The sequence below is a fragment of the Pseudomonas sp. L-22-4S-12 genome, assembly GCF_009799935.1.
GTDB lineage: Bacteria > Pseudomonadota > Gammaproteobacteria > Pseudomonadales > Pseudomonadaceae > Aquipseudomonas.
Genome location: NZ_WELL01000003.1, coordinates 305,885 through 329,080 on the forward strand (window position 1 = coordinate 305,885; position 23,196 = coordinate 329,080).

Below are 23,196 nucleotides of genomic sequence, written 5' to 3' on the forward strand. Positions count from 1 at the left end.
CTCTCTCGACGGTCTCGATCTGTTCAAGGTCGCTGCGCCTCTGGTGCGACTCGCGAGGCCTTGAACGGGCTCATAGTTCACTGCTTAGGTCGCTACGGACGTCGCTTCGATATAGCGCGGCAGCGTCACGCGGAAGCGGGTTCCGAGCTGGCGTTCGGGGTCGGCCGGGCTGTCGATGGTAATTTGCCCATAATGCTCTTCCACGATGGAATAGACCAGTGCGAGCCCCAAACCGGTGCCTTTGCCCGGGTCCTTGGTGGTGAAGAAGGGTTCGTACAGGCGATCCATGATCGCTTGCGGGATGCCCGTGCCTTCGTCCTCGACTATCAGTTCGACGCTCTGCTCCGAGGCTTCGCTGCGCACGCGGATGGCGCCGCCGACCGGTGAGGCGTCGCGGGCGTTGGACAGCAGGTTGATCAGTACCTGGGCCAGGCGCTGCGGGTCGCCCTTGGCCAGATGCTCGGGGTCGCACAGGTTGAAGAAGTGCACCTCGGTGCTGTTGCGATTCAGCGACAGCAGGCCGATGGCGTCCTGCGCCACGTCGGCCAGGCACACCGGGTATTCGGCGCGTTGCTGCTGGCCGGCGTGGGCGAAATTCATCAGCGACTGGACGATGCGCGAGATGCGCTTGGTCTGGTCGAGGATCTGCGTGCTCAGCTCGGCGACTTCCTCGTCGCCTTCGCGCTCCTCGCGCAGGTTCTGCGCCAGGCAGGCGATGCCGGTGACCGGGTTGCCGATCTCGTGAGCCACCCCGGCGGCCAGGCGGCCGATGCTAGCCAGGCGTTCGGAGTGCACCAGCTGGTCCTCCAGCACGCGGGTCTCGGTGACGTCCTCGACCAGCAGCACCAGGCCGCTGTTGCCCGGTGCCAGCGGTTCGTCGATGGCCGCCTTGTGCAGGTTGAGCCAGCGCTCCTCGCCATCCAGGCGCAGCTGCTGCTTGTGCAGGTGTTCGTCGTCCTGGTGGATGAAGCCGATCAGCAGGCCGCGCCAGGGCTGGTCGAGGGCGCTGAGACGCGAGCCGACCACGCGCTCGGCCGGGATCTCGGTGAGGTCCTCCATGGCGCGGTTCCACATGAGAATTTCCTGGTCCTTGGCCAGCGAGCAGACGCCCATCGGCAGTTCCTGCAGGGTCTGCCGGTGGAAGCGGCGCAGGGCGTCCAGTTCGGCGGCCAGGCCGGTGAGGCGCGACTGGTAATCCTCCAGGCGGCTCTCGATGAAGTGGATGTCTTCGCTGACATAGCTTTCGCTGCCGCTCTTGTACGGCAGAAAGGTCTCGACTATGTCCTGGGCCACGCTGGGGCCCATCAGGCCGGAGAGGTTGGCCTCGATACGGTCGCGCAGGCGGCGCAGGGCATAGGGACGGCGCTCGTCGAAGGGCAGGTGCAGGTCATGCAGGGCCTGTTCGACTTCCTTCTGTGCGGTCTTGGCGCCCAGTGGCTTGGCCAGCTGGGTGGCGAATTCCTGCGGCGAATTGGCCAGCAGCTCGCGGCGTTGCGGGCGGCGCACGTTGTCCACGGTGCAGGCCTCGGCGGCGCTCTTTTCTTCCGGGCTGGCCTCGGTGAACAGCGAGATCAGGGTGAACACCAGCACGTTGGCCGCCAGCGAGCCGATCGCCGCCAGGTGCCAGCTGTTGTTGTCGAGGGTGTAGACCACGTCGAGCAGCGGCAGGTGCATGCCCTGCACATTGCTCACCAGCGGCAGCAGCATGCTCACCGCCCAGACCAGGATGCCGGTCAGCAGGCCGGCGATGAAGCCGCGCCGGTTGGCGGTCGGCCAGTACAGCACCGACAGGGTGCCGGGGAGGAACTGCAGGGTGGCGACGAAGGCGACGATGCCCAGGTTGGCCAGGTCCTGCTCGGCGCCGAGCAGCAGGTAGAAGCCGTAGGCGGCCATGATGATGGCGATGATCAGGGCGCGCCGGGTCCACTTCAGCCAGCGGTAGATATTGCCCTCGGCCGGCGGCTGGTACAGCGGCAGCACCAGGTGGTTGAGGGCCATGCCGGACAGCGCCAGGGTGGTGACGATGATCAGCCCGCTGGAGGCCGACAGCCCGCCGACGTAGGCGACCAGCGCCAGCGCCTGGCTGTTCACCGCGATGCCCAGGCCGAGGGTGAAGTATTCCGGGTTGGTGGTGGCGCCCAGCTTGAGGCCGGCCCAGAGGATCAGCGGCACCGACAGGCTCATCAGCAGCAGGAACAGCGGCAGGCCCCAGCTGGCGCTGACGATGGCGCGTGGGTTGAGGTTCTCGGTGAAGGTCATGTGGTACATGTGCGGCATGACGATGGCCGAGGCGAAGAACACCAGCAGCAGGGTGCGCCACGGGCCTTCCTGCAGCGGGGTGTGCAGGGCGGTGAGCGAGGCCTGGTTCTGCAGCAGCCACAGTTCCAGCTCGGCGGGGCCGCCGAACACCCCGTACAGGGCATATAGGCCGATGCCGCCGAGGGCCAGCAGCTTGACCACCGACTCGAAGGCGATGGCGAACACCAGGCCCTCGTGTTTCTCGCGGGTGGCGATATGGCGCGCGCCGAAGAGGATGGTGAACAGCGTGATCAGCGCGCAGAAGCCCAGGGCGAAGCGGTTCTGCAGCGGTTCGCGGGTGAGGATGCCGATCGAGTCGGCTACCGCCTGGATCTGCAGGGCCAACAGCGGCAGCACGCCGATCAGCATGAACAGGGTGGTCAGCGCGCCGGCCCAGCTGCTGCGGAAACGGAAGGCAAACAGGTCGGCCAGCGACGACAGCTGGTAGGTGCGGGTGATGCGCAGGATCGGGTAGAGCAGTACCGGGGCGAGCAGGAAGGCGCCGGTGATGCCCAGGTAGCTGGCGAGGAAGCCGAAGCCGTACTGGTAGGCCAGGCCCACCGTGCCGTAGAAGGCCCAGGCGCTGGCATACACGCCCAGCGACAGGGTGTAGGTCAGCGGGTGGCGGATGATCCAGCGCGGGATCAGGCCCTTTTCGCTGACCCAGGCCACGCCGAACAGCAGCAGCAGGTAGGTGGCGCTGATCAGGATCAGCTGACTCAGGTCAAAGCTCGTCAGCATCTCGTCGGCTCGGCGAATAGGGATAAGGGGTGATCAGCGGGGTGCGCCGGGGTAGGGCCGCGCTCGTCGGCAGCGGGCCAGCTCTGCTGGGCATCCAGAGGGCGGTTGGCGCCTTTGCTTCGATATCGCTCAAAGCTCATCGGCATCACGCTGGCTCTGCAGGATGAAGGTCACCACGATGAGGATCAGCCACAGCAGGTAGGGGCGATACCAGGCACCGTTGGGGTCGATCCACCAGTCCATGATGGCCGGGGAAAACAGGTAGATCCCCACTACCAGGAGCAGGACCAGTCGGTAGATGTACATGCCGGGTCTCGTGTCGGAGTTGTCGCGATGGTAGCGGATTCGTTACCCGGACGGCAGTCGTGCGCTGCGCTTGTTCGGGGCCAGGTCTGCGCGCTAGGTCACGGAGATTCGTGCAGGCGTAGGTAGGTTGGCGTTGAGCGTAGCGAAGCCCAACGGTCAGCGGCTGGGTCGTTGGGCTTCGTCGCTATGCTCCTCAACCCAACCTACGGTCTGAGCAGCTCAGCGTAGCTGGGCTTCGGCCAGGGTCCGCCGGCGCGGGATGCGCGCGGCGTCCCAGTGGCGCGTGCCCCAGGCCAGCAGCTCGGCGGCGCTGGCTCCGGCCAGCTCCGCCGGCGCCGGCTGGCCGAGGGCGCGTAGCGCACGCAGCAGCAACGCCGGGGCCTGGTCGGCGGGCAGCGGCGGCGAACGGTAGCTCTTGCCCAGCTTGTGGCCGTCCGGCTGGATCAGCAGCGGCACGTGCAGGTAGCGCGGCTGGCGCAGGCCGAGCAGCTCCTGCAGGTACAGCTGGCGCGGGGTGGAGTCGAGCAGGTCGGCGCCGCGCACCACATCGGTGATGCCCTGCCAGGCATCGTCCAGCACCACCGCCAGCTGGTAGGCGTACAGGCCGTCGCGGCGGCGGATGACGAAATCGCCGACTTCGCGGCCCAGGTGCTGGCCGAACTCGCCCTGCACGCGGTCGGTGAAGCGGTATTCCAGCTCCGGCACGCGCAGGCGAATGGCCGCGTCGTGGGCCGGGTGGCCGGCATTGCGGCAGAAACCCGGGTAGATGCCGCCGTGGCCCTCCAGCTGCTTGCGCGAGCAGGTGCAGGCATAGGCCAGGCCCTGGTTGAACAGTTGCTCGAGAACCGCGGCATAGGCCGGCAGGCGTTCGCTCTGGCGCACCAGCGGGCCGTCCCATTGGAAGCCGTAGGTTTCCAGGGTGCGCAGGATGGCATCCTGGGCGCCGGGCACTTCGCGCGGCGGGTCGAGGTCTTCCATGCGCAGTAGCCACTGGCCGCCGACATGACGGGCGTCGAGATAGGAGGCGAGGGCGGCGACCAGTGAGCCGAAGTGCAGGTAGCCACTGGGCGTGGGGGCGAAGCGCCCGATATAGGAGGTGTTCATGGGCTGCATGATGTCTGCGCGGGCATCGTCAGACCAGCCCGCTGATCAGGGGGCAGAAATGCAACGGGGCGCCTGAGCGCCCCGTCCGGAATCAGGAACCGATCTGTTTTTCCTTGATTTCCGCCAGCGTCTTGCAGTCGATGCACAGGGTCGCGGTCGGGCGGGCTTCGAGGCGGCGGATACCGATTTCGACGCCGCAGGAATCGCACCAGCCGTACTCGTTGTCTTCGATCAGCTGCAGGGTTTCGTCGATCTTCTTGATCAGCTTGCGCTCGCGGTCACGGGCGCGCAGTTCCAGGCTGAACTCTTCTTCCTGGCTGGCGCGGTCGGCTGGGTCCGGGAAGTTGGCAGCTTCGTCCTGCATGTGATGCACGGTACGATCCACTTCCTGCATCAGCTCCAGCTTCCACTTGTTGAGGATGTTGGTGAAGTGAGCTCGCATTGGCTCGCCCATGTATTCCTCGCCCTTTTTCTCTTTATAGGGCTCGAAACCGCGGGCCAGATGGCTACTGCTTGGTTTTGCTTTGGTGGGCATGGATGGCCGCCTCTCACTCTCTCTGATCCACTAGCGCAGGATCTGTTCCTTTACCGGCAGGGCCGGGCCTGCGGCTGCAAGCGGGCGAACTTACCAGATCAATTCGGGCGATGCTACTCCCGGTTGTCCATGTTGCTGCAGCCTGGTCGAGCAGTTAGTTAGAATCCACCCTTTGCCTAGATAAAGGAAGGCCAATGGCCCAGCCCTTCAGTGCGCGCAGTCGCGCCATCGAACCGTTCCACGTCATGGCCCTGCTGGCCCGCGCCAACGAGTTGCAGGCCGCCGGCCATGATGTGATCCACCTGGAAATCGGCGAGCCGGACTTCACCACCGCCGCGCCGATCGTTGCCGCCGGCCAGGCGGCCCTGGCCGCCGGGCATACCCGCTACACGGCGGCGCGCGGCATTCCGGCGCTGCGCGAGGCGATCGCCGGCTTCTACGCCAGCCGCTACGGCCTGAGCATCGACCCCGGGCGCATCCTGATCACTCCCGGCGGTTCCGGCGCCCTGCTGCTGGCCGCCAGCTTGCTGGTCGACCCGGGCAAGCACTGGCTGCTGGCCGACCCCGGCTACCCGTGCAATCGCCACTTCCTGCGCCTGGTCGAAGGCGCCGCGCAGCTGGTGCCGGTCGGCCCGGACAGCCGCTACCAGCTCACCCCGCAGCTGGTCGAGCGCTACTGGGACCACGACAGCGTCGGCGCCCTGGTCGCCTCGCCGGCCAACCCCACCGGTACCCTGCTGCACCGGGACGAGCTGGCCGCGCTGTCGAGCGCGCTCAAGGAGCGTGGCGGCCACCTGGTGGTCGACGAGATCTACCACGGCCTGACCTACGGCTGCGAGGCGGCCAGCGTGCTGCAGGTGGACGACGACGCCTTCGTCCTCAACAGCTTCTCCAAGTACTTCGGCATGACCGGCTGGCGCCTGGGCTGGCTGGTGGCGCCGAGCAATGCGGTGGGCGAGCTGGAGAAGCTGGCGCAGAACCTCTACATCAGCGCCCCGAGCATGGCCCAGCATGCCGCGCTGGCCTGCTTCGAGCCGGCCACCCTGGCCATCCTCGAAGAGCGCCGCCACGAATTCCAGCGCCGCCGCGACTACCTGCTGCCGGCCCTGCGTGAGCTGGGCTTCAGGATCGCCGTGGAGCCGGAAGGCGCCTTCTACCTGTATGCCGACATCTCCGCGTTCGGCGGCGATGCTTTTGCCTTCTGCCGGCACTTTCTCGAGACCGAGCACGTGGCCTTCACTCCCGGGCTGGACTTTGGCCGGCACCTGGCCGGGCACCATGTGCGCTTCGCCTACACGCAGAGCGTCGAGCGCCTGCAGCAGGCGGTCGAGCGCATCGCCCGCGGCCTGAAGAGCTGGCGCCCCGATGCGGTTTGATCCACCCCTGGAGGAGGGCCGTCTGCTGCGCCGCTACAAGCGCTTCCTCGCCGATATCGAGACGGCCGGCGGCGAGCAGCTGACCATTCACTGCCCCAACACCGGCTCCATGCTCAACTGCATGAGCGAGGGCTGCCGGGTCTGGTTCAGCCGCTCCAGCGACCCCCGGCGCAAGCTGCCGGGCACCTGGGAGCTGGGCGAGACGCCGCAGGGCCGGCTGGCCTGCATCAATACCGCGCGGGCCAATGCCCTGGTCGAGGAGGCCCTGCGGGCCGGGGTGATCGGCGAGCTGGCTGGCTTCACCGCGCTCCGGCGCGAGGTGCCCTTCGGCGCGGAGAACAGCCGGGCAGATTTCCGCCTGGATTACCCCGCTGGGCCGGCTTGGGTCGAGGTGAAGAGCGTCACCCTGGGGTTCCCGGATACGGCCGTGGCGGCCTTTCCCGATGCCGTTACCGCCCGCGGCGCCAAGCACCTGCGCGAGCTGGCGAGCCTGGCGCGCCAGGGCGTGCGCGCGGTGCAGCTGTATTGCGTGAACCTGAGCGGGATCGAGGCGGTGCGCGTGGCCGCGGAAATCGACCCGGCCTATGCGGCGGGCCTGCGCGAGGCCAGGGCGGCGGGTGTCGAGGTGCTGGCCTATGGTGCCGAGATCACGCCGCAGGCCATGCGCCTGGTGCGCCGCCTGGAGGTGCTGCTGTAGGGGGCGCTGCGCACCGATAGCGACTCGCAAGTGTCTGGTGCGCGGCGCACCCTAGGGCTTGATCCAGATACCGTCGGTATCTTCGCGGCACTCCAGTGCCTGCAGCGCCTGACCGGCGCAGGGCCCGGTCAGGCATTCGCCGCTTTCTATAAGGAACAGCGCGCCGTGGTGGGCGCACTGCAGCAGGCTGCCGCTGGCATCGAGAAAGTCGTCCGCGCGCCATTCCAGAGTCAGGCCGCGGTGCGGGCAGCGATTGCGGTAGACATAGGCGCGGCCGTCGCGGCGTACCGCCACCAGCTGCTGGTCGTGCACGACAAAGCCCCGGCTCTGGCCTTCGGCCAGCTCGTGCGGGGCGCATAGAAGCTTCATGGAGATCTCCGCGCTAGGTGGGGGATTATCCCGCATGGGCGTGACGCTGGGCTAGGGCGCGCGCCGCCCCTGGCGGATGCGCTGGCGGTAGCGGCGGCAGCCTTTTATCCTTGCGCGCACCCCGACTGCCGAAAGCCGCCCATGACCGCCATCGTTCGACCACGCCCGCTGCTGATCGCCCTGGGCCTGTTGCTGCTGCTGGCGCTGTGGCTGTCCCTGGCCCTGGGCCCGATCAGCCTGCCGCTGGCCGATACCCTGCAGGCCGCCCTGCGCCTGCTCGGCGTGCCGCTGGAGGGTGAGGGCTTGCAGCAGGCCGAACTGATCCTCGGCCAGATCCGCCTGCCGCGCAGCCTGCTCGGCCTGGCCGTGGGCGCCGTGCTGGCGCTGTCCGGGGTGGCCATGCAGGGCCTGTTCCGCAACCCGCTGGCCGACCCCGGCCTGGTCGGGGTGTCCGGCGGTGCGGCCTTGGGCGCGGCCATCGCCATCGTCGGCGGCAGCTACCTGGGCGGCCTGCCGCCGGTGCTGGAGCCTTATCTGTTGTCGCTCTGTGCCTTCGGCGGCGGCCTGGCGGTGACTGCGCTGGTCTACCGCTTCGGCCGCCGCGACGGGCAGACCCATGTCGCCACCATGCTCCTGGCCGGGGTGGCGCTGACTGCCATGGCCGGCGCCGGCGTGGGCCTGTTCACCTACCTGGCCGACGACGCCACCCTGCGCAGCCTGACCTTCTGGAACCTCGGCAGCCTGAATGGCGCCAGCTACTCGCGGCTGTGGCCGCTGCTGCTGGTGACCCTCGGCGTGGCCGCTTGGCTGCCGCGGCGGGCGGCGGCGCTGAATGCACTGCTGCTGGGCGAGTCGGAGGCGCGCCACCTGGGCTTCGATGTCGAGCGGATCAAGCTGGAGCTGGTGCTGTGCACGGCCCTGGGCGTCGGCGCGGCGGTGGCGGCGGCCGGGCTGATCGGCTTCATCGGCCTGGTGGTGCCGCACCTGATGCGCCTGCTGGTCGGTCCCGATCATCGCGTGCTGCTGCCGGCCTCCCTGCTGGCCGGCGCCAGCCTGCTGCTGCTCGCCGACCTGGTCGCGCGTTTGCTGCTGGCGCCGGCGGAGCTGCCGATCGGCATCGTCACCGCGCTGCTCGGCGCGCCGTTCTTTCTCTATCTATTGCTGCGGGGGCGCACCTGATGTTGCGGGCCAGGAACCTGGCGGTGCAGCGCGGCCCTTGCACCGTGCTGGCGGATGTCGATCTGCAGCTGCACCCCGGCGAAGTGCTCGGCGTGCTCGGGCCCAACGGCGCGGGCAAGAGCAGCCTGCTTGGCGCCCTGTGCGGCGAGCTGAAAGCGGCCCGGGGCGAGGTCAGCCTGGCCGGCCTGCCCCTGGCCGAGTGGCCCGGGCCGGCGCGGGCGCGGCGCCTGGCCGTGCTGCCGCAGAGTTCGACTCTGAGCTTCTCTTTCGCGGTGGAGCAGGTGGTCGGCCTGGGCCGTCTGCCCCACGCCAGCGGGCGGCAGCGCGACGACGAGATAGTCGGCGAAGCCCTGCGCGCCGCCGATGCCGCGCACCTGGCCGGGCGCAGCTACCTGGCGCTGTCCGGCGGCGAGCGCCAGCGCGTGCACCTGGCGCGGGTGCTGGCGCAGCTGTGGCCGGGTGCGGCGGGGCAGACCCTGCTGCTCGACGAGCCGACTTCGATGCTCGACCCGTTGCACCAGCACACCACCCTGCAGGCCGTGCGCGAGTTCGCCGGGCGCGGCGCGGCGGTGCTGGTGATCCTGCATGACCTCAACCTGGCGGCGCGCTATTGCGACCGCATCCTCCTGCTGCAGCACGGTCGGCCCCACGCCCTGGGGACCCCGGATGAGGTGCTCAACGCGGCAGGGCTGGAGGCGGTGTTCGGCTTGCAGGTGCTGATCCAGCGCCATCCCGAGCGCGGCCATCCGCTGATCGTGGCGCGCTGATGGGTTTATCCGCCGGCCTGGGCTGCTGGTGCGGATATCCAAGGAAATGTCCATGCGTATGTTGTTGCTCTGTGCTCTTGTCCTGCTGGCGGCCTGCCAGTCCCGTGGCGTGCTGCCGCCGCCAGCCCCCATTGCCCCCGAGGGGCGCGATCATCCCCGGCTGGGCCGGATCCTCGATCCGGCCAGCGGCGAGTGGCTGACACCGGAGCAGCTGGTCGAACGCCTGGCCCAGGCGCCGCGGGTGCTGGTCGGCGAGCAGCACGACAACCCCGATCACCATGCCCTGCAACTCTGGCTGCTGCGCGAGCTGGCGGCGCGGCGTGCCCAGGGCAGTGTGCTGCTGGAGATGCTCAATCCGGATCAGCAGGCCAGGATCGAGCAGGCCCAAGGGCATGCCCGTGCGGGTGAGCAGCTTGGCGATCCCTTTGTCGCGCTGGCCTGGCAGACGAGCTGGGCCTGGTCGCTGTACGGGCCGCTGGTCAGTCATGCGCTGCGCCAGCCCTATCCGCTGCTGGCGGCCAACCTCGATCGCGGCGAGCTCATGCAGGTCTATCGCCAGCGTCCGGCGCTGAGCGGGGCGGCCTCCAGCGCGCCGGCGGTGCAGGCGGCGCTGCTGGCCGATATCCGCGAGTCGCACTGCGGCTTGCTGCCGGACAGCCAGTTGCCGGCCATGCTCGCCGTGCAGCAGCAGCGCGACCGGCGCATGGCCGAACGCCTGCTGGCCGCGCCGCAGCCGGCCCTGCTGCTGGCCGGCGCCTTCCACGTGCGCAGGGACCTCGGCGTGCCGCTGCACCTGGCCGACCTGGGCGCGGCGCAGGGCAATGCCGTGCTGATCCTGGCCGAGGCGGGCACCACGGTCGAGCCGGGCAGCGCCGACTATGTCTGGTACACCGCGGCCATGCCGGCACAGGATCACTGCGCGCAGTTGCGCCGTTAGGCGCGCCTGTTCGTGCGGGACCCCGGTGCGCACGGCGCACTCTGCGCAGGCGCGCAAGGCTGCTGGTTCGTAGACGCGGCTGGTGCTTCAAGAAAAAGCCCGGCGGGTGCCGGGCTTGGTTGTTACTGGGTGCTCTGCGGCGGGCGCATGCCCACTTCGGCGCTCAGCGCGAGGGTCTCGCCGCCGCGCAGCACCTCGATGGCGATGCTCTCGCCGGGCTTGGTGCGCGCCACCTGGTTCATCGAGCGGCGGCCGTCGATGGCGGCTTCGCCGGCGATGCTGAGGATCAGGTCGCCCGGCTGCAGGCCGGCCTTCTGCGCCGGGCCGTCGCGGTAGATGCCGGCGACCAGGATGCCGGCGCGGCTCTGCAGGCCGAAGGATTCGGCCAGCTCCGGGGTCAGCGGTTGCACCTCGATACCCAGCCAGCCGCGGATCACCTGGCCGTGCTCGACTATGGCCCTCATCACTTCGGTGGCCAGCTTGACCGGGATGGCGAAGCCGATGCCCTGGGAGCCGCCGGACTTGGAGAAGATCGCCGTGTTGATGCCGATCAGGTTGCCGTGGGCATCGACCAGCGCGCCGCCGGAGTTGCCGGGGTTGATCGCCGCGTCGGTCTGGATGAAGTCCTCGTAGGTGTTGAGGCCCAGCTGGTTGCGCCCGGTGGCGCTGATGATGCCCATGGTCACGGTCTGGCCGACGCCGAAGGGGTTGCCGATGGCCAGGGTGACGTCGCCGATGTTGATCTGGTCGGAGCGGCCGAGGGTGATGGCCGGCAGGTCCTTGAGGTCGATCTTGAGCACGGCCAGGTCGGTTTCCGGGTCGCTGCCGATCACCCGGGCCAGGGTTTCGCGGCCGTCCTTGAGGGCCACCACTATCTGGTCGGCACCGGCTACGACATGGTTGTTGGTCAGCAGGTAGCCTTCCGCGCTCATGATCACCGCCGAACCCAGGCTCGACTCCATGCGCCGCTGCTTGGGCAGGTTGTCGCCGAAGAAGCGGCGGAACACCGGGTCGTCGAACATCGGCGCCGCCGAGCGGCTGACCACCTTGGTGGTGTACAGGTTGACCACCGCCGGCGCGGCCAGACCGACCGCCTCGGCGTAGGACACCGGGCCTTCCTGGACCATGCCGTAGCGCGGCGCCTGCTGCAGGTTGACGTCCTGGCTGGGCAGGCCGACCCACTGCGGGTAACGCTGGATGATCAGCATCGCCAGCAGCAGGCCGGCCAGCAGGGGCCAGCCGTAGAAACGCAGGGCCTTGAGCATCGGGGGAGAATCCTGAGGGTTGCGAGGGCACGGAGCGGCCCTTAAGGTGGCGGCATTATAGAGGTGCGCTGCGTCAGAAAGCAGTGCCCGCAACAGCTTGTGAGGAATCCCCATGGCCATCGCGCTGCGTACCCTGGTCGAGGAAGCCGACCGTTTCCTGAATGCCGCACGGATCGGCGATTATTGCCCCAACGGCCTGCAGGTCGAGGGCCGCCCGCAGGTGCGGCGCATCGTCAGTGGTGTCACCGCCAGCCAGGCGCTGCTGGATGCCGCGGTGGAGGCCGAGGCCGACGTGGTGCTGGTGCACCACGGCTACTTCTGGAAGGGCGAGGATGCCTGCATTACCGGGATCAAGCGTCGCCGCCTGCAGACCCTGCTGAGCCACGACATCAGCCTGCTGGCCTACCACCTGCCGCTGGACCTGCACCCGGAAGTCGGCAACAACGTGCAGCTGGCGCGCCAGCTCGACATCACCATCGAAGGCCCGCTCGATGCCGACAATCCCAAGGTGGTCGGCCTGCTCGGTTCGCTGGCCGAACCGATGAGCGCCCGCGACTTCGCCCGCCGGGTGCAGGAGGTGCTGGGGCGCGAGCCGCTGCTGGTGGAAGGCGCGGGGCCGATCCGGCGGATCGGCTGGTGCACCGGCGGTGGCCAGGGCTATATCGATGATGCCATCGCCGCCGGCGTCGACCTGTTCCTCACCGGCGAGGCCTCCGAGCAGACCTTCCACAGCGCCCGCGAGAACGGCATCAGTTTCATCGCCGCCGGCCACCACGCCACCGAGCGTTACGGTGTGCAGGCGCTGGGCGAGTACCTGGCGCGGCGCTTTGCCGTGGAGCATCTGTTCATCGACTGCCCGAACCCCATATAAAGCGCTGATTTTCCGGGCATAAAACTAGATCTTTTCGATCTAACCAGTGCCCTGAATAGAAGAGGGCGCTGTGCTAGAGTGCGCCCTCGTCCACGGCCCGCCGGCCGTTATCCTGTATTTCGAGAGTAACCATGCTCGACAAACTGACGCACCTGAAACAGCTCGAGGCGGAAAGCATCCACATCATTCGTGAAGTGGCCGCCGAATTCGACAACCCGGTGATGCTGTACTCCATCGGCAAAGATTCCGCCGTGATGCTGCACCTGGCGCGCAAGGCCTTCTTCCCTGGCAAGCTGCCGTTCCCGGTGATGCACGTGGACACTCGCTGGAAATTCCAGGAGATGTACAGCTTCCGCGACAAGATGGTCGCCGAGATGGGCCTGGACCTGATCACCCACGTCAACCCGGATGGCGTGGCGCAGGGCATCAACCCCTTCACCCACGGCAGTGCCAAGCACACCGACATCATGAAGACCGAGGGTCTCAAGCAGGCGCTGGACAAGTACGGTTTCGACGCCGCCTTCGGTGGCGCGCGTCGCGACGAAGAGAAGTCCCGCGCCAAGGAGCGCGTGTATTCCTTCCGCGACAGCAAGCACCGCTGGGACCCGAAGAACCAGCGTCCCGAGCTGTGGAATGTGTACAACGGCAAGGTCAAGAAGGGCGAGTCGATCCGCGTGTTCCCGCTGTCCAACTGGACCGAGCTGGACATCTGGCAGTACATCTACCTGGAACAGATCCCGATCGTGCCGCTGTACTTTGCCGCCGAGCGCGAAGTGATCGAGAAGAACGGCACGCTGATCATGATCGACGACGAGCGCATCCTCGAGCACCTGTCGGACGAAGAGAAAGCCCGCATCACCAAGAAGATGGTGCGTTTCCGCACCCTCGGCTGCTACCCGCTGACCGGCGCGGTGGAGTCCACGGCGACCACGCTGACCGACATCATCCAGGAAATGCTCCTGACCCGTACTTCCGAACGCCAGGGCCGCGTGATCGATCACGACGGCGCCGGGTCGATGGAAGAGAAGAAACGTCAGGGCTATTTCTAAGGACTGCGCACCATGAGCCATCAATCCGATCTGATCAGCCAGGACATCGTTGCGTACCTGGCCCAGCACGAACGCAAAGAACTGTTGCGTTTCCTCACCTGCGGCAACGTCGACGACGGCAAGAGCACCCTGATCGGGCGCCTGCTGCACGACACCAAGATGATCTACGAAGACCATCTGGAAGCCATCACCAAGGATTCAAAGAAGGTCGGCACCACCGGCGATGAAGTGGACCTGGCGCTGCTGGTCGACGGCCTGCAGGCCGAGCGCGAGCAGGGCATCACCATCGACGTGGCCTACCGCTACTTCAGCACCGCCAAGCGCAAATTCATCATCGCCGACACCCCCGGCCATGAGCAGTACACCCGCAACATGGCCACCGGCGCCTCCACCTGCGACCTGGCGATCATCCTGATCGACGCGCGCTACGGGGTGCAGACCCAGACCAAGCGCCACAGCTTCATCGCCTCCCTGCTGGGTATCAAGCACATAGTCGTCGCCATCAACAAGATGGACCTCAAGGGCTTCGATCAGGGCGTGTTCGAGCAGATCAAGGCCGACTACCTGGCCTTCGCCGACAAGATCAGCCTGAAGCCGAGCTCCCTGCACTTCGTGCCGATGTCGGCGCTCAAGGGCGACAACGTGGTGAACAAGAGCGAGCAGTCGCCCTGGTACACCGGCCAGTCGCTGATGGAAATCCTCGAGACCGTGGAAGTCGCCGGCGACCGCAACTTCGACGATCTGCGTTTCCCGGTGCAGTACGTCAACCGCCCCAACCTGAACTTCCGCGGCTTCGCCGGCACCCTGGCCAGCGGCATCGTGCGCAAGGGCGACGAAGTGGTCGCCCTGCCGTCGGGCAAGGGCAGCAAGGTCAAGTCCATCGTCACCTACGAAGGCGAACTGGAGCAGGCCGGCCCGGGCCAGGCGATCACCCTGACCCTGGAAGACGAGATCGACGTGTCCCGTGGCGACATGCTGGTGCATGCCGACAACCGTCCGCAGATCAGCGACAGCTTCGACGCCATGCTGGTGTGGATGGCCGAGGAGCCGATGCTGCCGGGCAAGAAATACGATATCAAGCGCGCCACCAGCTACGTGCCGGGCTCGATCGCCAGCATCGCCCACCGCGTCGATGTGAATACCCTGGAAGAAGGCCCGGCGAGCAGCCTGCAGCTCAACGAGATCGGCAAGGTCAAGGTCGCCCTGGATGCGCCGATCGCCCTCGACGGCTACGCGCAGAACCGCACCACCGGTGCCTTCATCGTCATCGACCGGCTGACCAACGGCACCGTCGGTGCCGGCATGATCATCGCCAAGCCCACCGCTGGCAGCCATGAGCACCATGGCAAGCTGGCTCATGTCTCGACCGAGGAGCGCGCTGCACGCTTCGGCCAACAGCCAGCCACCGTGCTGTTTTCGGGCCTGTCCGGCGCCGGCAAGAGCACCCTGGCCTACGCCGTGGAGCGCAAGCTGTTCGACCTGGGCCGCGCCGTGTACGTGCTGGACGGCCAGAACCTGCGCCATGACCTGAACAAGGGCCTGCCGCAGGACCGTGCCGGGCGCACCGAGAACTGGCGGCGTGCCGCCCACGTGGCCAAGCAGTTCAACGAGGCCGGCCTGCTGACCCTGGCTGCTTTCGTCGCTCCGGATGCCGAAGGCCGCGAACAGGCCAAGGCGGCGATCGGCAACGAGCGTCTGCTCACCGTCTACGTCCAGGCTTCGCCGGCCGTGTGCCGCGAGCGTGATCCGCAGGGGTTGTATGCGGCGGGGGGCGACAATATCCCCGGCGAATCCTTCCCCTACGACGTGCCGCTGGATGCCGATCTGGTGATCGACACCCAGAGCCTGTCGGTGGAAGAGGGCGTCAAGCAGGTGCTCGATCTGCTGCGTAGCCGCGGCGCGATCTAAGCCCGCCGGCTGACCGAAAGCCCCGCCTGGTGCGGGGCTTTTTTGTGTGTGGCTGGTGGGGCTGCCCACCACGCTGTTGCCTGGGTGCACGCTCCTGCGGATTAACCTGCACCTGGTTCAATAAAAAAGCCCCGCATCGGCGGGGCTTTTTCTCGGCGGTTAAGCGCAGATCAACGCTTGAGGCCGAAGGCCTCGTCCAGCGTGCCCGGGGCATCCGGTGCTTTCGGCGCGTAGTCCTTGGGGGCTTCGTTGCTTTTCGGCGGGGTCAGGCGTTCGCGTTTTTCGCTGCCGTCTTCGGCCTGCAGGGCGGCGAGCAGGCGCTGGCGGGTCAGTTCGTCGAGGGCCAGGCGGTTGGCGCCCTCGGCCAGGTGTTCCTGCACTTCCTGGTAGCTCTGGGTGAGCTTCTTCACCAAGCTGGCGGTGGTGTTGAAGTGGGTCACCACCTCGCTCTGGTAGGAGTCGAAACGCTGCTGCATTTCATCCAGCTGGCGCTGGGTGCGGCTGGGCGCGGCATTGGGCAGCAGGCGCGCCAGGGCAAAGCCGATGGCGGCGCCACCCAGCAGGGCAATGGCGGTGAGCAACCAGGGCGATATCGTCTGTTCCACGAGTCCTTCCTCTCTATACGGCTTTGCTTTACGGTAGCGGCTCCAAACCGCGCTGTATACCGCTTGCGAGCCGTGTTGTGCGTTGTGCCTAACCAAGACGTGTCGACCCGACCCGGGGTCACGGAGTTCCCGCAGTTGATCCGCGAAACCCCTCTCTCTCTCGAAGGCCCCTGCGGCCCGCTGGAAGCCCTCTACCTCGAAGTGCCGGACGCCAAGGGCGTGGCGCTGCTCTGCCACCCCAACCCGGTGCAGGGCGGCACCATGCTCAACAAGGTGGTCTCCACCCTGCAGCGCGCGGTGCGCGACATGGGCTACAGCACCCTGCGCTTCAACTACCGCGGCGTCGGCGCCAGTGCCGGCAGCCATGACATGGGCAGCGGCGAAGTGGACGATGCCGAAGCGGCCGCACGCTGGCTGCGCACCGCGCATCCCCAGTTGCCGCTGAGCCTGTTCGGCTTCTCCTTCGGCGGCTTCGTCGCCGCGGCCCTGGGCGGCCGCCTGGAGGCGCAGGGCGAAGGCGCGCAGCGACTGTTCATGGTCGCCCCGGCGGTGCAGCGCCTGCAGGCGCCGGAACAGCTGCCGGCCGCCGGCGAGCTGGTGGTGATCCAGCCCGAGCAGGACGAAGTGATAGATCCCGCCCTGGTATTCGCCTGGTCGGCGGCGCTGCAACGTCCTCATGAGCTGCTGAAAGTGGCAGAATGCGGCCACTTTTTTCACGGCAAGCTGCCCGAACTGAAAGGTCTGGTGCAGCCACGTCTTTGAGCCTGTTGATGATTTGCTGCGCGTCGGCCATGCGGCGTTAAAAACAGGCTCGGAATGCTCATTTACCACTAGTAAACTCCGCTTCCTCGCCTGTTTTTGCCTTGCCTGGCTCTAGCTCGCGAAATCCTAAACAGGCTCAAGTACGGCGATATTCGAACATGACCACCCGAATCCTGACTGGCATCACCACCACCGGCACGCCGCACCTGGGCAACTACGCGGGCGCCATCCGCCCGGCCATCGTCGCCAGCCGCGCCGCCGATGCGGACTCGTTCTACTTCCTCGCCGACTACCACGCGCTGATCAAGTGCGATGATCCGGCGCGCATCCAGCGCTCGCGCCTGGAGATCGCCGCCACCTGGCTGGCCTGCGGCCTGGACGTGAACAAGGCGACCTTCTACCGCCAGTCCGACATCCCCGAGATTCCCGAGCTGTGCTGGCTGCTCACCTGCGTGGCCGGCAAGGGCCTGCTCAACCGCGCCCACGCCTACAAGGCCTCGGTGGACAAGAACATCGAGCAGGGCGAGGACCCGGATGCCGGCATCACCATGGGCCTGTTCAGCTACCCGGTGCTGATGGCCGCGGACATCCTGATGTTCAACGCGCACAAGGTGCCGGTCGGTCGCGACCAGATCCAGCACGTGGAAATGGCCCGCGACATCGGTCAGCGCTTCAACCACCTGTTCGGCAACGGCAAGGAACTGTTCACCCTGCCCGAGGCGGTGATCGAGGAAGAAGTGGCGACCCTGCCCGGCCTCGACGGGCGCAAGATGAGCAAGAGTTACGACAACACCATCCCGCTGTTCGGTTCGGCCAAGCAGCTCAAGGACGCCATCGCCCGCATCGTCACCGACTCCCGGCTGCCGGGCGAAGCCAAGGATCCGGACAGCTCGCACCTGTTCACCCTGTTCCAGGCCTTCGCCACCCCGGCCCAGCAGGCCGAGTTCCGCAGTGATCTGCTCGCCGGGCTGGCCTGGGGCGAAGCCAAGCAGCGCCTGTTCCAGCTGCTCGACAACGAACTGGGCGAGGCGCGCGAGCGTTACCACGCACTGATCGAGCGCCCGGCGGATCTGGAAGACATCCTCCTCGCCGGCGCGGCCAAGGCGCGCAAGACCGCCACCCCGTTCCTTGGCGAGCTGCGCGAGGCGGTGGGCCTGCGTTCCTTCCGCAGCCAGGCGCAGGGCGGCGAAACCGGTAAGAAGAAGGCGGTCAAGAGCGCACGCTTCGTCAGCTTCCGCGACGAGGACGGCAGCTTCCGTTTCCGCCTGCTGGATGCCGCCGGCGAGCAGCTGCTGCTGTCCAAGTCCTTTGCCGATGGCAAGGCCGCGGGCCAGGCCAGCAAGCGCCTGCAGTCCGGTGAGGCGCTGGATGTGCGTGAGCAGGGCGAAGGCTTCGGCCTGTGGCTGGATGACGAGCTGGTCGGCGAGAGCCCGGCCTTCGCCGATGCCGGCGCACGTGACGCAGGTATTGCCCGTCTGCGTGAGGCTTTGGCGCCGCAGGAATAAACGCTGCGTAGGTTGGGTTGAGGCGCGTAGCGGCGAAGCCCAACATGGCCATGTCGCCACTGTTCGTTGGGCTTCGCTGCGCTCAACCCAACCTACGATTGCTAATCAACGGGGCCGTCGTTAAAGTGACCGCCCCGTTTTTGTTACCGAATTTCCCATCATGACTCCTCTTGCGCGCTACCAGGCCGACCTGCAACGGCCGGACTTCTTCCACGACGCCGCCCAGGAAACTGCCGTGCGTCATCTGCAGCGCCTGTATGACGACCTGGTGGCCGACTCCAAGAGCAAGCCGGGCCTGCTCGGCGGCCTGTTCGGCAAGAAGCGCCAGGGGCCGGTCAAGGGCCTGTATTTCTGGGGGGGGGTCGGCCGCGGCAAGACCTACCTGGTCGATACCTTCTTCGATGCGCTGCCGTTCCCGCAGAAGATGCGCACCCACTTCCACCGCTTCATGAAGCGCGTGCACGAGGAAATGAAGACCCTCAAGGGCGAGAAGAACCCGCTGACCATCATCGGCAAGCGTTTCGCCGACGAGGCGCGGGTGATCTGCTTCGACGAGTTCTTCGTTTCCGACATCACCGACGCGATGATCCTCGCCACCCTGCTGGAGGAGCTGTTCAAGAACGGCGTGACCCTGGTGGCGACCTCCAACATCGTTCCGGACGGCCTGTACAAGGACGGCCTGCAGCGCGCGCGCTTCCTGCCCGCGATCGCCCTGGTCAAGCAGCACACCGAGGTGGTCAACGTCGACAGCGGCGTCGACTACCGCCTGCGTGCCCTGGAGCAGGCCGAGCTGTTCCACTGGCCGCTGGATGCCGAGGCCGAAATCAGCCTGGACAAGAGCTTCCGCAGCCTGCTGCCCGAGCACTGCGTGGTGGAGGAGAACAAGGCGCTGATGATCGAGAACCGCGCGATCATGGCGCGCAAGGAAGGCGACGACGTCGCCTGGTTCGAGTTCCGCGAGCTGTGCGACGGCCCGCGCAGCCAGAACGACTACATCGAGCTGGGCAAGATCTACCACGCGGTGATCCTGGCCAACGTCGAGCAGATGGGCGTGGCCAAGGACGACATGGCGCGGCGCTTCATCAACCTGGTGGACGAGTTCTACGACCGCAACGTCAAGCTGATCATTTCCGCCGAAGTGGAGCTGAAGGACCTGTACACCGGCGGGCGCCTGAGCTTCGAGTTCCAGCGCACCCTGAGCCGCCTGCTGGAGATGCAGTCCCACGAGTTCCTGTCGCGCGCGCACAAGCCATAAGCCGGTCCGTGCTGAACAAGAAAGGGGTTGCCAGTCGGCAACCCCTTTTTCGTTTCAGAAACTGTTTTTAACGCTATATCGACGACGCACAAAAGATCCTAAGTAAGCTCTCAGGCGCCGTCCTTGTGCAGGAACTGCCGGCGGTACTGGTTGGGCGACAGCTCGGCGTGCTGGCGGAACAGGCGGGCGAAGAAGCTGGCGTCGTCGTAACCGACTTCGTAGCTGATGGTCTTGATGCTCTTGCGCGTGGAGCTGAGCAGGCTCTTGGCCGTCTCGATGCGCAGGCGCTGCAGGTAGTGCAGGGGCTTGTCGCCGGTCGCGCTCTGGAACCGGCGCATGAAGTTGCGGATGCTCATGCCGTGCTCGCGGGCCACGTCCTCGATGCGGAATTTCTCGGCGAAATGCTCTTCCAGCCACTGCTGCACCTGCAGGATGGCCACGTCCTGGTGCAGCTTCTGCCCGCCGAAACCGATGCGCCCGGGGCTGTAGCTGCGCTGGGTCTCGTAGAGGATGTCGCGGGCCACGCCCTGGGCGATGGAGGCGCCGCAGTAGCGTTCGATCAGGTAGATGTACATGTCGCAGGCCGAGGTGACGCCGCCGGCGCAGTACAGGTTGTCGGCATCCGACAGGTGCTTGTCCTGGTTGAGCAGCACCTTGGGGAAGCGCTCGGCGAACTCGCGGAAGAAGCGCCAGTAGGTGGTCGCCTCCTTGCCGTCGAGCAGGCCGGCCTCGGCCATCCAGAACACCCCGGTGGCTTCGCCGCACAGGGCGGCGCCGGCGGCATGCTGTTCACGCAGCCAGGGGATGATCTGCGGGTGGCGTTGGCGCAGCTCGTCGAAGTCGCCCCAGAAGGCCGGCAGGATGATCACGTCGGCCGCTTCCAGGGCACCATCCACCTGGATGTTGGCCTGGCTGAAACTGGTTACGTCCAGGCCGTCCGGGCTGACCACGCGGATCTGGAAGTTGGTGGCCTGGTCCAGGCCTTGCTGCTTGCTGTAGCGCAGGCCGGCCATGTGGAAGAAGTCGCGCGCCTGCATCAGGGTGGCGGCGAACACACCTTCGGTGGCGAGGATGCAGATGCGGGTCTGGGCGGTTGTCGCAGGCATGGCAATTATTCTTATTGGTGGTGAAACGGTCATTCAGTGGCTGGATCGTCTTATTTTTTGTCGCATGTGTCCAGTGTCTAGACCTTCTGGCCTGGCCTAGAGTGATGCTCACTCAATGACCACTCAGATGCAGGTGTAACAATGATTCCAAGAACCCTGTTCAGTCACGAGCACGAACAGTTTCGCGAGTCCGTGCGCAAATTCTTCGAGCAGGAGGCCGTGCCTTTTCATGCCCAGTGGGAGAAGGATGGCCATATCGACCGCGCCCTGTGGAACAAGGCAGGCGAGGCCGGCATGCTCTGCTCGCACATTCCGGAAGAATACGGCGGCATGAGCGCCGACTTCCTCTACAGCGCCGTGGTGATCGAGGAGCAGTCGCGTCTGGGGCTGTCCGGCATCGGCTTCTCCCTGCACTCGGACATCGTTGCGCCGTACATCCTGCATTACGGCAGCGAGGAGCAGAAGAAGCACTACCTGCCCAAGCTGGTCAGTGGTGAGCTGGTCACGGCCATCGCCATGACCGAGCCGGGCACCGGTTCCGACCTGCAGGGGGTGAAGACCACTGCCGTGCTGGACGGCGAGGAGTACGTGATCAATGGCTCGAAGACCTTCATCACCAACGGCTTCCTCGCCGATCTGGTGATAGTCGTCGCCAAGACCGACGCCAAGGCCGGGGCCAAGGGCATCAGTCTGTTCCTGGTCGAGGCCAACACCCCGGGCTTCGCCAAGGGCAAGCGCCTGGAGAAGGTCGGCATGAAGGCCCAGGACACCTCCGAGCTGTTCTTCCAGGACGTGCGCGTGCCCAAGGAAAACCTGCTGGGCAAGGAGGGCATGGGCTTCGTCTACCTGATGCAGGAGCTGCCGCAGGAGCGCCTGACCGTGGGGCTGCTGGCCATCAGCTCGGCCGAGGCGGCGCTCGAGTGGACCAAGGACTACACCCGCGAGCGCAAGGCGTTCGGCAAGGCGGTAGCGGACTTCCAGAACACCCGCTTCAAGCTGGCCGAGATGGCCACCGAGATCCAGATTGGTCGGGTGTTCGTCGATCGCTGCCTGGAGCTGCACCTGCAAGGCAAGCTGGATGTGCCGACTGCGGCGATGCTCAAGTACTGGAGCACCGACCTGCAGTGCAAGGTGATCGACGAGTGCGTGCAGCTGCACGGTGGCTACGGCTACATGCTGGAGTACCCGATCGCCCGCGCCTGGGCCGACTCGCGCGTGCAGCGTATCTACGCCGGCACCAACGAGATCATGAAGGAAATCATCAGTCGCGCCCTGTAAGTGCGACTGCTTGCGAGGAGCCCGGCGAATGCCGGGCTCTTTCGTTTCATGGCGCGGGATTGGGCTGCTCGCGGTGGATCGCCTCGATGGCCGTCAGCAGTTCCTCGCTCAGCTCCAGGCTCATGCTGCCCAGGTTGCTTTCCAGTTGCTCCAGGCTGGTGGCGCCGATGATGTTGCTGGTGACGAAGGGTTGGCGGGTGACGAAGGCCAGGGCCATCTGTGCTGGGTCCAGGCCGTGTTCCTCGGCCAGCTTGACGTAGCGGCTACAGGCGGCCTGGGATTGCGCATTGGTGTAGCGGGTGAAGCGGCTGAACAGGGTGATCCGTGCATTGGCCGGGCGCGCACCGTTCTCATGCTTGCCGGAGAGCATGCCGAACGCCAGTGGCGAGTAGGCCAGCAGGCCGCACTGCTCGCGCATCGCCACCTCGGCCAGGCCCACTTCGAAGCTGCGGTTGAGCAGGTTGTAGGGGTTCTGTACCGATACCGTGCGCGGCAGGCCCAGGCTGTCGGCCAGTTGCAGGTACTTCATGGTGCCCCAGGGGGTTTCGTTGGACAGGCCGATATGGCGGATCTTGCCGGCCTTGACCTGCTCCCCGAGCACTTCCAGGGTTTCCTGCAGCGGGGTGAAGTCCTGCTCCTGGTGGCGGTAGCCGAGCTGGCCGAAGAAGTTGGTGCTGCGTTCCGGCCAGTGCAGCTGATACAGGTCGATCCACTCGGTCTGCAGGCGCTGCAGGCTGGCGTCGAGCGCGGCGACTATGTGCGCGCGGTTGTGTTTGAGCTGGCCGTCGCGGATATGGCCGATGCCGTTGCCGGGGCCGGCCACCTTGCTGGCGAGAACCCACTCGCTGCGGTTACCGCGGGCCTTGAAGTAGTTGCCGATGATCCGTTCGGTGGCGCCATAGGTCGTGGCGCGGGGCGGCACCGGGTACATCTCGGCGGTGTCGAGGAAATTGATTCCGGCGGCGCGGGCGCGGTCGATCTGGGCGAAACCCTCGCTCTCGTCGTTCTGCTCGCCCCAGGTCATGCTGCCCAGGCACAGTGCGCTGACCTTGAGGTCGCTGCGGCCCAGTTGACGGTATTCCATGCGCTGCTCCTTGGCTGTGGCGGAAACGGCAAGCATAAAGCAGGTTGCTATTTTTGCAGTAATCGGCATAATTTCGCGGCTTTCTCGGCGGGGATGCCTAGCCTGTTCGAGAAAGAAGGTGGGGATGCCTAGCCCGCCGAAACCCCCGCCGTAGCGGACGCGCTGACCCGAGCCCCCGATAGCGTCTGTTTTCCGGCCG

The 23,196-nt window shown here is 66.6% G+C and carries 21 protein-coding genes; 12 read left to right on the forward strand and 9 right to left on the reverse strand.

The features are described from left to right. Positions 1-84: 84 nt before the first annotated feature. The 4 genes from F3I16_RS10670 to dksA all read right to left on the reverse strand — a co-directional run bounded on the left by F3I16_RS10670 (position 85) and on the right by dksA (position 4,984). Positions 85-3,039, reverse strand: coding sequence for a sensor histidine kinase (locus tag F3I16_RS10670; RefSeq protein WP_160493626.1), 2,955 nt, complete (start codon positions 3,037-3,039; stop codon positions 85-87). A 129-nt stretch (positions 3,040-3,168) separates the two neighbouring features. Then, positions 3,169-3,345, reverse strand: coding sequence for a hypothetical protein (locus tag F3I16_RS10675; RefSeq protein WP_003095129.1), 177 nt, complete (start codon positions 3,343-3,345; stop codon positions 3,169-3,171). 219 nt (positions 3,346-3,564) lie between these two features. Further along, a complete protein-coding gene (gene gluQRS / locus F3I16_RS10680; RefSeq protein ID WP_160493627.1) occupies positions 3,565-4,449 on the reverse strand; it encodes a tRNA glutamyl-Q(34) synthetase GluQRS in 885 nt (294 codons plus the stop codon). 91 nt (positions 4,450-4,540) lie between these two features. Then, complete coding sequence (gene dksA / locus F3I16_RS10685) at positions 4,541-4,984, reverse strand: RNA polymerase-binding protein DksA (RefSeq protein WP_160493628.1); 444 nt, start codon at positions 4,982-4,984, stop codon at positions 4,541-4,543. Between the two features lie 194 nt (positions 4,985-5,178). Here dksA and F3I16_RS10690 point away from each other — a divergent pair, with 194 nt between their 5' ends. Both F3I16_RS10690 and sfsA read left to right on the forward strand, forming a co-directional pair. After that, positions 5,179-6,360, forward strand: a complete 1,182-nt coding sequence (locus F3I16_RS10690; protein ID WP_160493629.1) for a pyridoxal phosphate-dependent aminotransferase — start codon at positions 5,179-5,181, stop codon at positions 6,358-6,360. Further along, entirely contained in the window at positions 6,350-7,057 is a 708-nt protein-coding gene (gene sfsA, locus F3I16_RS10695) for a DNA/RNA nuclease SfsA (RefSeq protein ID WP_160493630.1), read from the forward strand. Before F3I16_RS10690 ends, sfsA begins: the two co-directional genes overlap by 11 nt. 51 nt (positions 7,058-7,108) lie before the next feature. Here sfsA and F3I16_RS10700 read toward each other — a convergent pair whose 3' ends face one another. Then, the gene (locus F3I16_RS10700) at positions 7,109-7,426 is read right to left on the reverse strand and encodes a Rieske (2Fe-2S) protein (protein ID WP_160493631.1); all 318 of its coding nucleotides are present in this window, start codon (positions 7,424-7,426) and stop codon (positions 7,109-7,111) included. 195 nt (positions 7,427-7,621) lie between these two features. Here F3I16_RS10700 and F3I16_RS10705 point away from each other — a divergent pair, with 195 nt between their 5' ends. From F3I16_RS10705 to F3I16_RS10715, 3 genes are read left to right on the forward strand one after another with little or no spacing between them, the layout of a single operon-like run. Continuing rightward, complete coding sequence (locus F3I16_RS10705) at positions 7,622-8,605, forward strand: iron ABC transporter permease (RefSeq protein ID WP_160493724.1); 984 nt, start codon at positions 7,622-7,624, stop codon at positions 8,603-8,605. Continuing rightward, a complete protein-coding gene (locus F3I16_RS10710) occupies positions 8,605-9,372 on the forward strand; it encodes a heme ABC transporter ATP-binding protein (protein ID WP_160493632.1) in 768 nt (255 codons plus the stop codon). The genes F3I16_RS10705 and F3I16_RS10710 overlap by 1 nt, the downstream gene beginning before the upstream one ends. Positions 9,373-9,424: 52 nt before the next feature. Beyond that, positions 9,425-10,309 carry a ChaN family lipoprotein gene (locus tag F3I16_RS10715; protein ID WP_160493633.1) on the forward strand — a complete coding sequence of 295 codons (885 nt, stop codon included), beginning with the start codon at positions 9,425-9,427 and terminating at the stop codon, positions 10,307-10,309. A gap of 122 nt (positions 10,310-10,431) precedes the next feature. On the opposite strand, the gene algW is transcribed toward F3I16_RS10715, so the two are convergent. Then, positions 10,432-11,574: a Do family serine endopeptidase AlgW gene (gene algW / locus F3I16_RS10720; RefSeq protein ID WP_160493634.1), complete on the reverse strand. Its 1,143-nt coding sequence runs from the start codon at positions 11,572-11,574 to the stop codon at positions 10,432-10,434. Positions 11,575-11,686: 112 nt separating this feature from the next. On the opposite strand from algW, the gene F3I16_RS10725 reads away from it, so the two are divergent. From F3I16_RS10725 to cysN, 3 genes are all read left to right on the forward strand, one after another. Continuing rightward, entirely contained in the window at positions 11,687-12,445 is a 759-nt protein-coding gene (locus F3I16_RS10725; protein ID WP_160493635.1) for a Nif3-like dinuclear metal center hexameric protein, read from the forward strand. A 131-nt stretch (positions 12,446-12,576) separates the two neighbouring features. Then, on the forward strand, positions 12,577-13,494 hold the full coding sequence (gene cysD / locus F3I16_RS10730; RefSeq protein ID WP_160493636.1) for a sulfate adenylyltransferase subunit CysD: 918 nt from the start codon (positions 12,577-12,579) through the stop codon (positions 13,492-13,494). Positions 13,495-13,506: 12 nt separating this feature from the next. Further along, positions 13,507-15,402 carry a sulfate adenylyltransferase subunit CysN gene (gene cysN / locus F3I16_RS10735; protein ID WP_160493637.1) on the forward strand — a complete coding sequence of 632 codons (1,896 nt, stop codon included), beginning with the start codon at positions 13,507-13,509 and terminating at the stop codon, positions 15,400-15,402. Between the two features lie 170 nt (positions 15,403-15,572). On the opposite strand, the gene F3I16_RS10740 is transcribed toward cysN, so the two are convergent. Beyond that, entirely contained in the window at positions 15,573-16,007 is a 435-nt protein-coding gene (locus F3I16_RS10740) for a ZapG family protein (protein WP_160493638.1), read from the reverse strand. A 138-nt stretch (positions 16,008-16,145) separates the two neighbouring features. Between F3I16_RS10740 and F3I16_RS10745 the strand changes: the two genes are divergently transcribed. The 3 genes from F3I16_RS10745 (at position 16,146) to zapE (ending at position 19,529) form a co-directional block, all read left to right on the forward strand. Then, positions 16,146-16,769: an alpha/beta fold hydrolase gene (locus tag F3I16_RS10745; protein ID WP_160493725.1), complete on the forward strand. Its 624-nt coding sequence runs from the start codon at positions 16,146-16,148 to the stop codon at positions 16,767-16,769. 158 nt (positions 16,770-16,927) lie between these two features. Next, positions 16,928-18,274, forward strand: a complete 1,347-nt coding sequence (locus tag F3I16_RS10750; protein ID WP_160493639.1) for a tryptophan--tRNA ligase — start codon at positions 16,928-16,930, stop codon at positions 18,272-18,274. Positions 18,275-18,434: 160 nt separating this feature from the next. Continuing rightward, complete coding sequence (gene zapE / locus F3I16_RS10755; RefSeq protein ID WP_160082421.1) at positions 18,435-19,529, forward strand: cell division protein ZapE; 1,095 nt, start codon at positions 18,435-18,437, stop codon at positions 19,527-19,529. Between the two features lie 110 nt (positions 19,530-19,639). Here zapE and F3I16_RS10760 read toward each other — a convergent pair whose 3' ends face one another. After that, on the reverse strand, positions 19,640-20,542 hold the full coding sequence (locus F3I16_RS10760) for a GlxA family transcriptional regulator (protein ID WP_160493726.1): 903 nt from the start codon (positions 20,540-20,542) through the stop codon (positions 19,640-19,642). Between the two features lie 234 nt (positions 20,543-20,776). Between F3I16_RS10760 and F3I16_RS10765 the strand changes: the two genes are divergently transcribed. Further along, the gene (locus F3I16_RS10765) at positions 20,777-21,913 is read left to right on the forward strand and encodes an acyl-CoA dehydrogenase family protein (protein ID WP_160493640.1); all 1,137 of its coding nucleotides are present in this window, start codon (positions 20,777-20,779) and stop codon (positions 21,911-21,913) included. Positions 21,914-21,959: 46 nt separating this feature from the next. On the opposite strand, the gene F3I16_RS10770 is transcribed toward F3I16_RS10765, so the two are convergent. Continuing rightward, the gene (locus F3I16_RS10770) at positions 21,960-22,997 is read right to left on the reverse strand and encodes an NADP(H)-dependent aldo-keto reductase (RefSeq protein WP_160493641.1); all 1,038 of its coding nucleotides are present in this window, start codon (positions 22,995-22,997) and stop codon (positions 21,960-21,962) included. Positions 22,998-23,196 lie beyond the last annotated feature (199 nt).

Excerpts from the sequence above, each read along its gene's own strand:
- F3I16_RS10670 (WP_160493626.1), bottom strand. The coding sequence starts at position 3,039 with ATGCTGACGAGCTTTGACCTGAGTCAGCTGATCCTGATCAGCGCCACC.
- F3I16_RS10675 (WP_003095129.1), bottom strand. The coding sequence starts at position 3,345 with ATGTACATCTACCGACTGGTCCTGCTCCTGGTAGTGGGGATCTACCTG.
- gluQRS (WP_160493627.1), bottom strand. The coding sequence starts at position 4,449 with ATGAACACCTCCTATATCGGGCGCTTCGCCCCCACGCCCAGTGGCTAC.
- dksA (WP_160493628.1), bottom strand. The coding sequence starts at position 4,984 with ATGCCCACCAAAGCAAAACCAAGCAGTAGCCATCTGGCCCGCGGTTTC.
- F3I16_RS10690 (WP_160493629.1), top strand. The coding sequence starts at position 5,179 with ATGGCCCAGCCCTTCAGTGCGCGCAGTCGCGCCATCGAACCGTTCCAC.
- sfsA (WP_160493630.1), top strand. The coding sequence starts at position 6,350 with ATGCGGTTTGATCCACCCCTGGAGGAGGGCCGTCTGCTGCGCCGCTAC.
- F3I16_RS10700 (WP_160493631.1), bottom strand. The coding sequence starts at position 7,426 with ATGAAGCTTCTATGCGCCCCGCACGAGCTGGCCGAAGGCCAGAGCCGG.
- F3I16_RS10710 (WP_160493632.1), top strand. The coding sequence starts at position 8,605 with ATGTTGCGGGCCAGGAACCTGGCGGTGCAGCGCGGCCCTTGCACCGTG.
- F3I16_RS10715 (WP_160493633.1), top strand. The coding sequence starts at position 9,425 with ATGCGTATGTTGTTGCTCTGTGCTCTTGTCCTGCTGGCGGCCTGCCAG.
- algW (WP_160493634.1), bottom strand. The coding sequence starts at position 11,574 with ATGCTCAAGGCCCTGCGTTTCTACGGCTGGCCCCTGCTGGCCGGCCTG.
- F3I16_RS10725 (WP_160493635.1), top strand. The coding sequence starts at position 11,687 with ATGGCCATCGCGCTGCGTACCCTGGTCGAGGAAGCCGACCGTTTCCTG.
- cysD (WP_160493636.1), top strand. The coding sequence starts at position 12,577 with ATGCTCGACAAACTGACGCACCTGAAACAGCTCGAGGCGGAAAGCATC.
- cysN (WP_160493637.1), top strand. The coding sequence starts at position 13,507 with ATGAGCCATCAATCCGATCTGATCAGCCAGGACATCGTTGCGTACCTG.
- F3I16_RS10750 (WP_160493639.1), top strand. The coding sequence starts at position 16,928 with ATGACCACCCGAATCCTGACTGGCATCACCACCACCGGCACGCCGCAC.
- zapE (WP_160082421.1), top strand. The coding sequence starts at position 18,435 with ATGACTCCTCTTGCGCGCTACCAGGCCGACCTGCAACGGCCGGACTTC.
- F3I16_RS10760 (WP_160493726.1), bottom strand. The coding sequence starts at position 20,542 with ATGGCCGGCCTGCGCTACAGCAAGCAGCAAGGCCTGGACCAGGCCACC.
- F3I16_RS10765 (WP_160493640.1), top strand. The coding sequence starts at position 20,777 with ATGATTCCAAGAACCCTGTTCAGTCACGAGCACGAACAGTTTCGCGAG.
- F3I16_RS10770 (WP_160493641.1), bottom strand. The coding sequence starts at position 22,997 with ATGGAATACCGTCAACTGGGCCGCAGCGACCTCAAGGTCAGCGCACTG.